Origin of the sequence: Variovorax sp. YR750 (genome assembly GCF_900109805.1) — a bacterium.
GTDB classification, from domain to species: Bacteria; Pseudomonadota; Gammaproteobacteria; order Burkholderiales; family Burkholderiaceae_C; genus Variovorax; species Variovorax gossypii.
In genome coordinates, this window is sequence record NZ_FOBJ01000014.1 from 1 (window position 1) to 12,973 (window position 12,973).

The 12,973-nt window shown below is 69.8% G+C and carries 10 protein-coding genes and 1 pseudogene; 4 read left to right on the forward strand and 7 right to left on the reverse strand.

Features of this window, described 5'->3' with window-relative positions; translation table 11 throughout:
- Positions 1 to 153, forward strand: a pseudogene (locus tag BMY35_RS37850) (S-(hydroxymethyl)glutathione dehydrogenase); the annotation flags it as partial.
- Between the two features lie 192 nt (positions 154 to 345).
- Here BMY35_RS37850 and BMY35_RS25750 read toward each other — a convergent pair.
- A complete protein-coding gene (locus BMY35_RS25750) occupies positions 346 to 771 on the reverse strand; it encodes a phage protein NinX family protein (protein WP_256229574.1) in 426 nt (141 codons plus the stop codon).
- A gap of 393 nt (positions 772 to 1,164) precedes the next feature.
- Between BMY35_RS25750 and BMY35_RS25755 the strand changes: the two genes are divergently transcribed.
- The gene (locus BMY35_RS25755; RefSeq protein WP_093205563.1) at positions 1,165 to 4,278 is read left to right on the forward strand and encodes a hypothetical protein; all 3,114 of its coding nucleotides are present in this window, start codon (positions 1,165 to 1,167) and stop codon (positions 4,276 to 4,278) included.
- A gap of 376 nt (positions 4,279 to 4,654) precedes the next feature.
- Entirely contained in the window at positions 4,655 to 6,331 is a 1,677-nt protein-coding gene (locus BMY35_RS25760) for a methyl-accepting chemotaxis protein (protein WP_093205566.1), read from the forward strand.
- Between the two features lie 20 nt (positions 6,332 to 6,351).
- On the opposite strand, the gene BMY35_RS25765 is transcribed toward BMY35_RS25760, so the two are convergent.
- The gene (locus BMY35_RS25765; RefSeq protein ID WP_093205569.1) at positions 6,352 to 6,672 is read right to left on the reverse strand and encodes a hypothetical protein; all 321 of its coding nucleotides are present in this window, start codon (positions 6,670 to 6,672) and stop codon (positions 6,352 to 6,354) included.
- 201 nt (positions 6,673 to 6,873) lie between these two features.
- Between BMY35_RS25765 and BMY35_RS25770 the strand changes: the two genes are divergently transcribed.
- Positions 6,874 to 8,388, forward strand: coding sequence for a hypothetical protein (locus tag BMY35_RS25770; protein ID WP_177213700.1), 1,515 nt, complete (start codon positions 6,874 to 6,876; stop codon positions 8,386 to 8,388).
- Positions 8,389 to 8,416: 28 nt separating this feature from the next.
- On the opposite strand, the gene BMY35_RS25775 is transcribed toward BMY35_RS25770, so the two are convergent.
- From BMY35_RS25775 to BMY35_RS25795, 5 genes are read right to left on the reverse strand one after another with little or no spacing between them, the layout of a single operon-like run.
- Positions 8,417 to 9,118, reverse strand: coding sequence for an EthD domain-containing protein (locus BMY35_RS25775; RefSeq protein ID WP_093205574.1), 702 nt, complete (start codon positions 9,116 to 9,118; stop codon positions 8,417 to 8,419).
- Positions 9,115 to 10,305, reverse strand: a complete 1,191-nt coding sequence (locus BMY35_RS25780) for an NADH:flavin oxidoreductase/NADH oxidase (protein ID WP_093205577.1) — start codon at positions 10,303 to 10,305, stop codon at positions 9,115 to 9,117. Before BMY35_RS25780 ends, BMY35_RS25775 begins: the two co-directional genes overlap by 4 nt.
- A gap of 12 nt (positions 10,306 to 10,317) precedes the next feature.
- Positions 10,318 to 11,247 (reverse strand): DMT family transporter, encoded by a 930-nt coding sequence (locus tag BMY35_RS25785; RefSeq protein WP_256229578.1) that lies wholly within the window; start codon positions 11,245 to 11,247, stop codon positions 10,318 to 10,320.
- A gap of 1 nt (position 11,248) precedes the next feature.
- On the reverse strand, positions 11,249 to 12,217 hold the full coding sequence (locus BMY35_RS25790; protein ID WP_093205579.1) for an MBL fold metallo-hydrolase: 969 nt from the start codon (positions 12,215 to 12,217) through the stop codon (positions 11,249 to 11,251).
- Between the two features lie 29 nt (positions 12,218 to 12,246).
- Positions 12,247 to 12,957 (reverse strand): ABC transporter ATP-binding protein, encoded by a 711-nt coding sequence (locus tag BMY35_RS25795; protein ID WP_093206029.1) that lies wholly within the window; start codon positions 12,955 to 12,957, stop codon positions 12,247 to 12,249.
- Positions 12,958 to 12,973: the final 16 nt, after the last annotated feature.

The window sequence follows — 12,973 nt, forward strand, 5'->3', positions numbered from 1 at the left end:
CGCACGGACGTGCCGAAGATCGTGGACTGGTACATGGAAGGCAAGATCGACATCGACAGCCTGATCACGCACACCATGCCGCTGGAGAAGATCAACGAGGGCTTCGACCTGATGAAGCGCGGCGAGTCGATCCGCGGCGTGGTGCTGTACTGAGCGATGAGCTTCACGCTGGTCTCGGAGCACTTCTGCCATGGTGGCGCGCAACGACTGGCAGCGGATGGGATAGGCCTGTCAGTTCGTTCTTGATTTCTGTCGAACACCAGAAAGAAAAAAGCCGTTGAGTTCATCAACGGCTTTCTTGTTTGGTAGAGAGCTATCCCGGGAGCCGGGTCGTCCGCGACATGCTCAATAGGAGCCTTCCCGCGGGAGCTTGACCGGATGAAGCTCCAGATCGCCGAACTGGTCGATCACGACGGCTCTCATTGCCGCGACAAGAAGAGTCTCGCCATTGGCCTCGACTGTCCTGAAGCCCTGCTTGACGGCGATGCACCATCTGGTCGCCCCGAATCCGTCCCACCTGAAGCTGATCCGCTCCCTGTCGATGATCGGTCCGCCATCGGACCACATCGAAGACGGAGCGAATGAAAACGCTTCGCGCTTTGCGGGAATCACGAAGCATGACGGCCTTCCCTGGGGCCGAAGGATGGTCGGCATCATGCCGAGGGCACGCGCCACCCAGTAGTCAAGTTCCGCCCCGTTTACTTCTGAAACTCTCATGACCAGCCATTCTTCCGGGAAAGACCCCGGAGCCGGCACCAGGAACGGCAGCATTCGTGACGTTTTGCATCGAATGCACTGAAAGCTTCCCACTTTTCCCTGGGTTGACACAGAGGGAAGGCAACGCTGAACGACTGCCTTAGGCCTACACCCTGCTCGAAGGCCCGCGATGTAAAGCGCTTACAAATTCGCAGGTTCTCTTGCCGAGTCCAGCAACACGCGCCAGGGCCGTGACTGTTACGGCCCGGGCATGTAACAACGCTACGTAACAAGCGCCGAAGCGCGCCCGCCAGGAGGCCTCCCGACGGGCTTCCTTCACACCGTGCCTGCCAAAAATCCATATGCAGATCAACGACTTGCATATGAACCGGCGCCGTTCCGGCAGCTGCGCAAAAAAGCGGCACACAAGTTGCCCCGTCAGCCAGTCCCATCACCGAGGAGGCTGCCATGACGGATGCCAACACAACGATTTCTTCGACCGCCGGAGGCGCCGACGGCGGTGCCGCGCCGGTGATCCTCGCGCAATCGACAGTGAGGCCGGTCGCTCCCATGGGCGCGGCGGCCGCCACGGTGCCGCCGGCCGCGCCGGCAGGTGTCGGGTCGCTGTCCAACGCCACGCCCGGCACGGTCGTCATGCGCGACGGGGTGGCGATTCCCGTCTCGGGCAACCAGACGCTGATGGCCGGTGACCGCGTGATCGTTCCGCAGGACGGTCACGCCAATGTGCTCTTTCCCGGATCGGCCACCAACAAGGCCCCGCTCGCCGGCGTGTTCACCGGCGGAACCGACGCCACCATCAGCTCGACCAAGCTGGCCACCGGGCTCGAACAGGTGAACGTGGATGTGGCCAAGGGCGACCTCGAAGTGACCGCGCCCGACAGCGACGCCGAAGCCGCCGCGCTCGCGGTGAGCAAGAAAACCGCTGCCGGCAGCGGCATCGGATTGGGCGAGTTCGCGCTCGGCGCGCTGGGCGCCGTTGGGCTCGCCGCGGCACTGGGCGGTGGCGGCGGCAGCGACAGCGCCGTTCCCTTCTTCATTCCAGGCATCGGCGAAGGAGACGCCGATGCGGACTCCGATGCGGACGCGGACGCAGATGCCGACGCTGATGCGGATGCGGATGCGGATGCCGACTCGGATTCCGATGCAGATTCCGATTCCGATTCGGACTCGGATTCCGACTCGGATTCGGACGCAGACGCGGACGCAGACGCCGACCACCTGCTCGACCCGGGCGACGGCGTCGCCGGCCATCTGGTCGGCGCCCTCGACAACCTGCTCGGCCTGGGCGGAAGCGGCGGTACGGCAGCCGCCGCGCGCAGCGCCGCGGTCACCAATTCCGCGGGCACGCTGGGCTCGCTGCTGCCCACGGTCGACGGCCTCACCGACCTGGTGGACGACGTGCTCTCGCCCATCGCCGGCGACGAGTTCAGGCCCAACGATCCGAACGGGTTCGACCCGCTGGACAACGCCGTCGACAACATCACCGTCAACCTCGGCGGCGTGCTCACTCCCGTGGTGGACGGCCTGCTGGGCAACGGATTGACCGACGCGCTCATCGGGTCGCTGAACGGCCAGGTCGACTACCTGACCGATGCGCTGAACAACATCCTCGAGAACGTGCTCGGCAGCGACGGCCTGCTCGGCGGCGTGACCACCGGCCTGGGCATCGACGGCCTCGTGGACGGCCTGATCGGCGACGACGGCGTGGTCAGCCAGGTGCTCGAAGGCCTGCTGGGCGACGGCAGCCTGATTGGCAGCGTGCTCGGCGAGGACGGACTGGTCGGGCAGTTGCTGGGCGATGGTGGCTTGCTGGGCGGTCTGCTCGGCGGCGACGGTGGATTGCTCGGTGGCGTGCTGGGTGATGACGGCCTGCTGGGCGGCCTGCTCGGAGGAGATGGCGGCCTCCTCGGTGGCGTGCTGGGTGACGACGGCTTGCTGGGTGGCTTGCTCGGCGGTGACGGCGGCCTCCTCGGCGGCGTGCTGGGCGACGACGGTCTGCTGGGTGGCTTGCTTGGCGGTGACGGCGGCCTCCTCGGCGGCGTGCTGGGTGACGACGGCCTGCTGGGCGGTGTGCTCGGCGGCGACGGCGGCCTCCTCGGCGGCGTCCTGGGCGACGACGGTCTGCTGGGTGGCCTGCTCGGCGGCGACGGCGGCCTCCTCGGCGGCGTCCTGGGCGACGACGGTCTGCTGGGTGGCCTGCTCGGCGGCGACGGCGGCCTCCTCGGCGGCGTCCTGGGCGACGACGGTCTGCTGGGTGGCCTGCTCGGCGGCGACGGCGGCCTCCTCGGCGGCGTCCTGGGCGACGACGGTCTGCTGGGTGGCCTGCTCGGCGGCGACGGCGGCCTCCTCGGCGGCGTCCTGGGCGACGACGGTCTGCTGGGTGGCCTGCTCGGCGACGACGGCCCGCTGGGCGGCGTGCTCGGCGGAGAGGGCTCGCTCTCCGGCCTGCTGGGCAGCGAAGGTCTCACGGGCGGACTGCTCGGCGAGAGCGGACTGGTCGACAGCCTGCTCGGGCCCGACGGCACGGTCGGTCAGCTGCTGAGCGCGACTCCGCTGGCCGGCCTGCTGGGCGGCGAAGGTGGCCTGCTCGGCGGCGTGCTGGGCGATGACGGCCTGGTCGGTGGCCTGCTTGGCGGCGACGGACTGCTCGGCGGTGTACTGGCCGACGACGGTCTCCTCGGCGCCGAGGGTCCGCTCGGCGGTCTGCTGGGCGGCGCGCTCGGCGACGACGGCCTGCTGGGTGGCCTGCTTGGCGGCGACGGTGGCCTTCTCGGCGGCCTGCTGGGCGGTGATGGAGGCTTGCTCGGCGGCGTTCTGGGCGACGACGGTCTCCTGGGTGGCGTGCTCGGCGGCGACGGCGGCCTGCTGGGTGGCGTTCTGGGCGACGACGGCCTCCTGGGCGGCGTGCTCGGCGGTGACGGTGGCCTCCTCGGCGGTGTACTCGGCGACGACGGCTTGCTGGGCGGAGTGCTCGGCGGCGGCGACAGCGGAGGCGGCCTGCTCGGTGGCGTCCTCGGCGAAGACGGCCTCGTGGGCAACCTCCTCGGCAGCGATGGCCTCCTCGGCGGCGTGGTCGGCGGCGGCAACAGCGAAGGCGGCCTCCTCGGCAGCGTCCTCGGCGAGAACGGCCTGCTGGGCGGTGTGCTCGGCGGCGACGGCGGCGGCGCAGGCGGCCTGCTCGGAGGCGTGCTCGGCGACGACGGCCTCGTCGGCAAGATCCTGGGCAACGACGGTCTGGTCGGCGGCCTGCTCGGCGCGCTGGGTGGCGACGGTCCGGTGGCCAACGTGCTGCAGCCGGCGGGAGACACGGCCGCCACGACGGTCGCCGCCGCCGGCAGCACGGCCGGCAGCACCACTGCCCCGGCGACGGACATCCTGGCCGGTGCCGCGAGCGCCGTCGCACCGGTTGTCGATACGGTGGCCGGCGTCGTCGAAGGCGCAGGCCATGCCGTGAGCACCGGGCTGGGCGACGCGGTGGCTCCGATCACCAGCCAGGTCGAGCAGACGGTGAGCCACGTCGTGAGCCCGGTCACCAACATCCTTCACGGCCTGCTGGGCTGACCAGGCCGGCGGACGGGCGGACCCGCGCATCGCTTGCCGCAGGCGATGTAGGCAAGCGCCCACGCGCCCGGCCTGTCCTGTCCCGCAGTCACGGGCCGCCCGCGCGGCCAATCTGGAGGCCTGAAGGTCTTCGGCGGAAGACGGAAGAAATTCCATTCCGCGAACGGACTTCGGTTCCTCCTCACGGCGCTTCATCGCGTCGTTAAGCGCTCCGTCGAGGAGCGCTTTTTTTTGCCCGCGCCCCCACCTCGCGCTGGGCCGGACACAGCCGACGCGCAGTCAATGCCACGTAACAAGGCATCGATGTAATCAGATTTGTAAACCTCCTCACGCCCTCATCCTCCCCGCCCGACACGGCGGGAGAAATCGATCTCCAGTGACCTCCGATCTCCGCACTCCCCGCTCCACCAACGTCCTCGGCCGCCGCCTGCTCGCCACCTTCGGCATCGTCCTGCTGCTGACGCTCGCCGGCTCCGGCATCGGCATCCGCGCGCTCTCCAAGGTGGACGAGGCGACGCGCGAGGCCATCCGGCAGCACGGCGTCTCGGAGCGCATGGTGGTGGACGCCTACCGCCTGCAGTCCATCAACGCCGAGCGCTACAAGGCGATGGCGCTGAGCTCCGAGCCCGAAGTCGGCGAGATCCTGGCCGCGGACATCCAGGCGACCGAGGCGAAGTACGCCGGGCTGATTCAGCAGGTGTCGCAGCGCCTGCGGAGAGCCTCCGACCGCGAGCTGCTCGAGCGGGCACAGGCCGCGGGCAAGGACTTCGGAATCGCCGTCAAGGAGCTCGTCGCCGCGCGCGACTCCGGCCTCACCGAACGCATCCGCACGGTCTACGCCCAGCGCTTCCAGCCGGGCTCGGCCGCTCTGCTGGAAGCCCTGTCGCGACTGGCGCTCGCGCAGCGCGAAGCCATCGACGAGGCCGGCAGCAACGTCGAGGCGCTGAGCGCCTCCGGCCGCCTGGCACTGGTGGTGTTCGGCGCGGCGGCCCTGCTGCTCGGCGCGGTGCTGGCGCAGTGGCTGGTGCGCAGCATCAGCCGGCCGATCCGCGCGGCCGGCGAAACAGCCGGCCGGGTCGCGAGCCTCGACCTGCGCCAGGACATCGAGGGCCATTCGCGCGACGAAGCCGGCCGGATGCTGCTGGCGCTCGGTGCGATGCAGGGCTCCTTGCGCGAACTGGTCCTGCGCGTGCGCGAGTCGGTGCAGGGCGTGCGCGTGGCGGCGAACGAAATCGCGCACGGCAATTCGGACCTGTCGGCGCGCACGGAGGAAGCCGCGTCCAGCCTGCAGCAGACCGCCGCGGCGCTCGAGCAGGTGATGCGCAAGGTCGAGCAATCGAGCCAGGCCGCGGGCCGCGTCGAGCAGATGGCCGGCGCCGCGGCATCCGTGGCGGCGCGGGGCGGCGAGGTGGTGTCGCAGGTGGTCGGCACCATGCAGGACATCCATCGCGCGTCGCGCAAGGTGGCCGACATCACCGGGGTGATCGACGGCATCGCGTTCCAGACCAACATCCTCGCGCTCAACGCCGCCGTCGAGGCGGCGCGTGCGGGCGAGGCGGGGCGCGGCTTCGCGGTGGTCGCGTCGGAAGTGCGGCAGCTGGCCACGCGCTCGGCCTCGGCGGCGCGCGAGATCAGGAGCCTGATCGACGACTCCGTGCAGCGCATCGAAGCCGGCACCGTGCTGGCCGACGGCGCGGGCCAGACCATGGGGCGCATCGTGGCGTCGATCGGGGAGGTCGCCGACACCGTGGGCGCCATCACGGCGGCGACCCGTTCACAGACGCACGACGTCGCGCAGATCAACGCCGCCGTCGCGCACCTGGACCGGATGACGCAGCAGAACTCGGCGCTGGTCGAGCAGTCGGCCGCCGCCTCGGAAGGCCTGCGCGATCAGGCGCGCAGCCTCGACGCGCTGATCAGCCAGTTCGTGCTGCCGGGCGATGACGGCAGGGCCGCGGCGGAAGATGCGCAGTGGCTGCCCGCACGCTCGGACGCCCCGGCCCGCGCAGTGCGACTGGCGACGGCACGGAAGGGCCGCCTGCTGCCGGCCTGAGCACTGTCACCCTGTCCGCCTCAGCGGATCAGGCTCATCGGCGCGACCTGCGGCGTCACCTTCGCCTCGGTCGCCGTCAGCAGCTGGCCGTTCGATTCCTTCCAGCACATGAGGTTGGTGATGCCCGAGCCCGCCGGGCCCGGTGCCTGTATCGACACCGCCTTCCACCCCTTGCACGCGCCGCCCACAGTGGTGGGCCGGTCCAGAAACACGTAGTCGGTGCCGGCGTCGATGCGCATCACGCCGACCACGCCGGGCGGAAGCGGCTTGCGCGTCTGGGCGGACGCCGCGCATGCGGCCGCGGCCATGACGATGCCCAGTAAGAAGATGCTGTGCCCCATGCGTGCTGCTCCGGTGTTGCCGAAGGTCGATGTTACTTTTGCGCCCCTTCCGGCATCGCGGCGCATGCCCCCTGCCCTCATTCCCTCCCCAATTTCGGTTATGGATCGAAGACGTCCGAGTCGCTCCAATCGGCGCCTTGCGGCCGCGATCGGCGTGCCGCGCTGGAACTGTCTTCAGAAGAATCGACGAGGAGCTCGGGCATGGATCGGAGAAGGTTTGCACTCACCGCGGTGGGCGTCGTGGTATTGAGCGGTTGCGGTGGTGGCGGCAGCGGAGGCAGTGGCGGATTCGCCTTCCCGCCGGTCGGCGCGCCGCCCGCCCCCGCGCCGGGCGAACCTCCGGCACCTCCCGCGCCGCAGCCGCCGGCCCCGCCCGCGCCCAACCCACCGGCACCGGCTCCCGTTCCCGAGCTTGCAACGCCGACCTCGCTGCCCGCATCGACGGTCCTTTCGCAGAGCCTCGCCATCCACGACGACGACATCAACGCCGCCGTCGGCCCCGGCCAGGCGAACTTCTGGGACCTGACGCCCGACTTCTCCATCGGAAACGGCTGGAACGGCCAGTTCGCCGGCTCGGGTTCAGGCGCAGGTTCGGGCGCATTGACCTTGGGTGTGACCGTGGGTGGCGGCTTCGCGGGCTTCAAGATCAACCAGACCTTCGCCGAACTGACGCCGCTGGGCCCCGAGATGACAGCGGCCGACGGCCTGAAAGTGGTGTCGATCACGACCGACCCGCAGTTCCAGTCGAACGGCGTCGCGGCGTTCCTGCACGCGGTGCCCGATGCACGGCTGCAGCAGACCCTGGACCTGCGGCAGACCACCGGCCGCGTGAGCCTCGGGTGGACCGGCAAGTGGGGCGTGGAGCGCGGCAACTTCCACGACGAGTCGGCTTTCATGCAGGTGGTGCTGCGCGACACCAGCGGCGGACTGCTCTCCACGCTCTTCAGGGTCGACAGCAATGGCCAGTCGGGCACGTGGGGGTTCGCCTGGCTCACGTCCTTTTCCGGCCAGGTGGTGGTGCTGTCGTTCGAACAGTGCAACCGCGGCCAGGGCACGTCGATCGAGATGGTGTCGGTGGACGACGACGCCGCGCGCAGCTTCATCGTCAACGGCGACTTCAGCAGGGGGCTGACAGGCTGGACCGTGTCGCCCACGCGCGGCGCGCAGAACATCCGATCCGGCGTGAGGACACTGCGCGGCCTCGACGTGCAGCGCACCTTCTACGCGCAACCCGACCAGTCGTGGGGGCGCATGACGGACACCTTCCACAACCCCTCGGCATCGCCCACTACGGCAAAGGTGACGTACACCAGCTTCCTGGGCTCCTACGGCGCGGGCGTGATCTACCCACCGGCGGGCGCGCCGCAGAAGGCGCTGGCGGTGTGGGACGGCCTGGGCAAGGGCCGCGACGCGGGCTTCGTCTTCGGCGCGGCGGACCACGTGGACTACGCCTCGGCCTCGGCGCTCAACAGTTCGGACGGCAGCAACGTGGTGACGATGGATTTCGACATCACCGTGCCGGCCGGCGGCACGGTCACGCTGGCGAATTTCCTGATCCTGACGGGCACGAACACCTGGATCGGCGCCGCGGGCATCGCGACCCGCGCCACCGATGTGGACGCGCAGGCCGCCGCCATCGCCGCGGACTTCCGCACCAATGTGCTCTACCAGCGCGGCCTGACGCAGCTGCAGCTCGACACGCTGAAGAACTTCTGAGCAGCAGGGTGCGGGTGCCCCGCGGCACTCACACCACGCGGTGCTCCTGCACCACGAAGGCCGTGATCTCCGCCAGGAAGGTGAGCGCATGCGCCATCGTCACCTGCCCCTGCGGCGAGGCGAAGGCGGCGTTCAGCGTCTCCGTGTTCTCGAACCACAGCTCGACGATGCCGTCTATCGGCAGTTCCGCATAGCCGCAGGGCGTGCCCTTCACGAGCTCGCGCGCCGTCACCACGTTCTGGCGGTAGCCGCTCACGCCGGGCATGCGGCGCACATGATCGGCGTGCACCTTCCATTCGCGGCGGAAGTCGTCCTCCGACTGCTCGATCGGCCGTCGCAGCAGCGAGATGCGCTTGAGCAGGCCCTCGGGCTTCGGCGGCAGCGCGATCACCTCGGTCTGCGCGACGGTCACGATGTGCAGCCCGCCGAGAAAGCGTTCCTCGTCGGCGCGGATGGCGGCGGCGAGCTCGCCGCGGTTGAAGGCCGCGTCGGCCTGCGCGCTCTCGTCGAAGCGCAGTTGCGAGAAGCCGTCGAAGTCCCACGGCCCGCGTGCGAAGTCGATGCCGCGCTGCAGCCGGTCGAGCACGAGGTTCTGCCGGTAGCCGCGCAGCGTGGGCAGCTGCGCCACCAGCGGGCCGTGCCTGTCGCGCCAGTGGTCGCGGAAGGCCTCGTCGGTCCATTCGGGTTTCCTGCGGATCAGGCCCATGCGCAGGGTCGTCGGTTCGGTCATCTGCTTGTCTCCTCGTTGTCGGGTTGCTGTTGTTCGCGGGCTTCGGCGCGCGCACGCGCAAGGCCGGGCGCACGCTTGGCCAGCCACACGCCATGGCGCACCGGCCAACGCTCGAAGCCGGGGTCCGCGCCGAGCGCGGCGGCCGCGTGGTGCGGCCAGTAGGGGTCGAACAAGGCCTCGCGGCCCAGCGCGATCAGGTCGGCGTCGCCGGCGGCGAGCACGGCCTCGGCCTGTTGCGCATCGACGATCATTCCCACGGCCTGCGTAGGCACCTGCGCCTCGCGCCGGATGCGCGCCGAGAACGGCACCTGGAAGCCCAGCCCGCGCGGCACCGGCAGCGCGCGCGTCTCCTCGGTGAGCCCGCCCGAGGAGCAGTCGATCACGTCGACGCCGCAGCGCTTGAGTTCGCGCGCGAGCACCACCGAGTCGTCGAGGCTCCAGCCGTCGAGCGTGCCGTCGACCGCCGAGAGCCGGCAGAACAATGGCTTGTGCGCCGGCCATGCGGAGCGCACGCGCTGCGCGATTTCCAGCGCGAGCCACATGCGGTTGTCGCGGCTGCCGCCGAGCGCGTCGTCGCGATGGTTGGCGTTGGGCGACAGGAAGCTCGCGACCAGGTAGCCATGCCCGAAGTGCAGCTCGACCACGTCGAAGCCCGCCTTGTCCGCGCGCACCGTCGCATCGACAAAACGCTGCACCACCGCCGCGATGCCGTCGGCATCGAGCGCGCGCGGCGCCGACCAGCCCGGTCCTGCCGCCAACGCGCTAGGCCCCAGGCGCTCCCACGGTTCCTCGTCGGCGGCCATGCGCGCATCGCCCAGCGCCGCGCCGCCTTCCCACAGCGGCTCGCTGCCGGCCTTGCGCCCCGCATGCGCGAGCTGCACGCCGATGGCGCTGCCCTGCGCATGCACGAAATCGACCACGGCCTTCAGCGGCGCGATCTGGCTGTCCTTCCACAAGCCGAGGTCGGCCGTGCCGATGCGCCCGCGCGGATCGACCGCGGTGCTCTCGGTGAGGATCAGCCCCGCGCCGCCAAGCGCGAACTTGCCGAGATGCACCATGTGCCACGGCGTGGCATGGCCATGGTCGGCGGCGTGCTGGCACATCGGCGAGATGACGACGCGGTTGGACAGCGTGAGGCCGCGCAGTTGCAGGGGCTGGAACAGCAGGGGAAGAGAGTCGGAAGACATGAATCGAAGGAATCAGGGCACGGTGGCCGCGGGAGACCGCGTGCCCAGCCAGGTGCCGCTCATCACGGCCGCGAAGCCGAGCAGGTGCCACCAGGTCAGCACCTCGCCGAGCAGCAGCGCCGCGACCCCGACGCCGAACACCGGCACCCAGTAAAGAAAGACGGCGGTGCGCGCCACGCCGATGACGGAGATGGCGCGGTTCCAGATCAGGTTGCCGGCGGCAGTGGCGGCCACGCCCGAGAACAGCACCAGCGCCCATGGCCACGCGCCCGGAAAGATCTGCGCCGCGCCCAGCGGCGAGGGCCCGAGCAGCGCGTGCAGCACCAGCATCGCGGTGCCCATCACGTAGATGCCCCAGCTCATCGACAGCGGATCGATCTGCCGCGCCAGGCGCTGCACGCCCACGCCGCCGACGGCGAAGCTCACCACCGAGAGCGCGAGCATCAGGTCGCCTAGGCCCGCGCTCGACAGGCTCGCGCCCGGATGGCTAAGCACTACAGCCGCGACGCCCGCGAAGCCGAGCGCCACGCCGAAGAGGCGCCGCGCCGTGAGCGCCTCGCGGAACACCAGCGCGGCCATCAGCGCCGACACCAGCGGACTCAGCGCCATGATCAGCGCGCCGTTGGTGGCCGTGGAACGCTGCAGGCCCAGCGCGAACAGGATCTGGTTGGCGTACACCATCAGGAAGCCGCAGCCGGCCAGCGCCGCGAGACGGCGCATGCCGAACACCGGCACCCCGCCGCGCCGCCACAGCACGATCGCGCTCAGCGCCAGGCAGGCCACCGCCATGCGCAGCGCCGCCAGCGGCAGCGTGTCGAAGAAACCCGTCAGCACCTTCACGGCCGACACGTTCACGCCCCACACCAGCATCGCCAGCAGCAGCCAGGCCTGCACGGCGGCGGGTGTCGCGTCCGGTGCGCGCGCGGCGGGGGCGGGATTCACCTCAGCCTTCGAGTTCGTTCCACATCTCGATGTCGCGCTCTGCCGTCCAGATGCGCGGGTGCACATAGCCCGTCGCTTCGTCGTATGCGCGGGTCACGTCGAAAGGCATGCAGTGATCGAAGATCACCCAGTGGCCATACGTGGGGCGCAGCGCCGCCACGGTTTCCTTGTAGATCGTGTTCAGCGTCTTGCCCTGCGCCACGCCGTTGTTGACCAGCGTGTACACGTCGGAGATGAAGGCGCGCGTGGAGGCGATGGCCTTGCGCACGTCGGCTGCGTTCTCCAGCGCGGCGCCGCGGCCGGGCACCAGCTTCTCGAAGCCGAAGCCCGCGAGACGGTCGAGCGTGGCGGGCCAGTCTCGGAAGTAGCAGTCGCCTGCGTAAGCCGTGCTCTGATATTCGACGAGGTCGCCCGCGAAGCAGATCTTCTGGTCTTCGAGGTAGGCGATGGTGTCGCCCTTGGTGTGGCCCCGGCCGACCTGCGCGATCTTCACTTCGAGCTTCTTGCCCAGCCACACGCTCATGGTGCCGTCGAAGGTCATGGTGGGCCAGGTCAGGCCCGGCGGCACCGACTCGACGTTGCGGAACAGGCGCGGGAAGCGGCCGATCTCGCTGGCCTTGTCCTGCTCGCCGCGCTCGACGATCAGGTCGTAGGTGTCGCGGCTGGCGATGATCTGCTCGGCGCCCTCCTTGAAGTAGGCCGACGCGCCCAGCACGCGCACCGCGTGGTAGTGCGAGAGCAGCACGTACTTGATCGGCAGCGGCGTCACTTCGCGGATGCGGCGGATCACGTCCTGCGCCATCGCGGGCGTGGCCTGGGTGTCGACCACCATCACGGCCTCGTCGCCGATGAAGATGCCGGTGTTCGGGTCACCCTCGGCGGTGTAGGCATACGCGTTCTCCGAGAGGCGGGTGAACGAGACCTTCTTTTCCTCGAGGTCGGCGTGGCTGGCGAATTTCTTGGCGGTCATGGGAGTTCCTTTGAAATGAGCGATGGAAGTCAATGCGTGCCGAGGTACGCGGACTTCACCTTGGGGTTGTCGAGCAGCTCGCGGCCGGAGCCTTCGAGCGTGATGCAGCCGGTCTCGAGCACGTAGGCGCGGTCGGCCACGCCCAGCGCCTGCTTGGCCATCTGTTCCACCAGCAGGATGGTCAGGCCCGAGCTGCGCAGCTGGCGGATGGCATCGAAGATGTCCTTGATGATGAGCGGCGCGAACCCCAGCGAAGGCTCGTCCAGCAGCAGCAGGCGCGGCTCGCTCATGAGCGCGCGGGCGATGGCCAGCATCTGCTGCTCGCCGCCCGACAGCGTGCCCGCGTGCTGGTTCTGGCGCTCCTTCAGGCGCGGGAAGCGCGCGAACTCGCGCTCGATGCCACGCGCCACGAAGGCCTTGTCGTTGCGCCGCGAATAGGCGCCGAGCATGAGGTTCTCGCGCACCGTCTGGTCGGGGAACACGCCGCGCCCCTCGGGCGACAGCGCCACGCCCAGGCCCACGCGCTTGTGCGAAGGCACGTTCGTGCTGTCGTTGCCGTCGATCAGCACACGGCCCTCGGCCACGGGCTCCAGGCCGACGATGCTTTTCAGCAGCGTGCTCTTGCCGGCGCCGTTGGCGCCGATGATGGTGACGACCTCGCCCGCGCGCACTTCCAGGCTCACGCCCTTGACGGCCTCGATGGCGCCGTACGAGACCTTCACCGATTCAATCTTCAACATGGTGTTCCGGTCTTTC

What these genes read in the sequence shown, in the direction of transcription:
- BMY35_RS25750 (WP_256229574.1), bottom strand. Translation starts at nt 771, where the DNA reads ATGCTGCCGTTCCTGGTGCCGGCTCCGGGGTCTTTCCCGGAAGAATGG.
- BMY35_RS25755 (WP_093205563.1), top strand. Translation starts at nt 1,165, where the DNA reads ATGACGGATGCCAACACAACGATTTCTTCGACCGCCGGAGGCGCCGAC.
- BMY35_RS25765 (WP_093205569.1), bottom strand. Translation starts at nt 6,672, where the DNA reads ATGGGGCACAGCATCTTCTTACTGGGCATCGTCATGGCCGCGGCCGCA.
- BMY35_RS25770 (WP_177213700.1), top strand. Translation starts at nt 6,874, where the DNA reads ATGGATCGGAGAAGGTTTGCACTCACCGCGGTGGGCGTCGTGGTATTG.
- BMY35_RS25775 (WP_093205574.1), bottom strand. Translation starts at nt 9,118, where the DNA reads ATGACCGAACCGACGACCCTGCGCATGGGCCTGATCCGCAGGAAACCC.
- BMY35_RS25780 (WP_093205577.1), bottom strand. Translation starts at nt 10,305, where the DNA reads ATGTCTTCCGACTCTCTTCCCCTGCTGTTCCAGCCCCTGCAACTGCGC.
- BMY35_RS25790 (WP_093205579.1), bottom strand. Translation starts at nt 12,217, where the DNA reads ATGACCGCCAAGAAATTCGCCAGCCACGCCGACCTCGAGGAAAAGAAG.
- BMY35_RS25795 (WP_093206029.1), bottom strand. Translation starts at nt 12,957, where the DNA reads ATGTTGAAGATTGAATCGGTGAAGGTCTCGTACGGCGCCATCGAGGCC.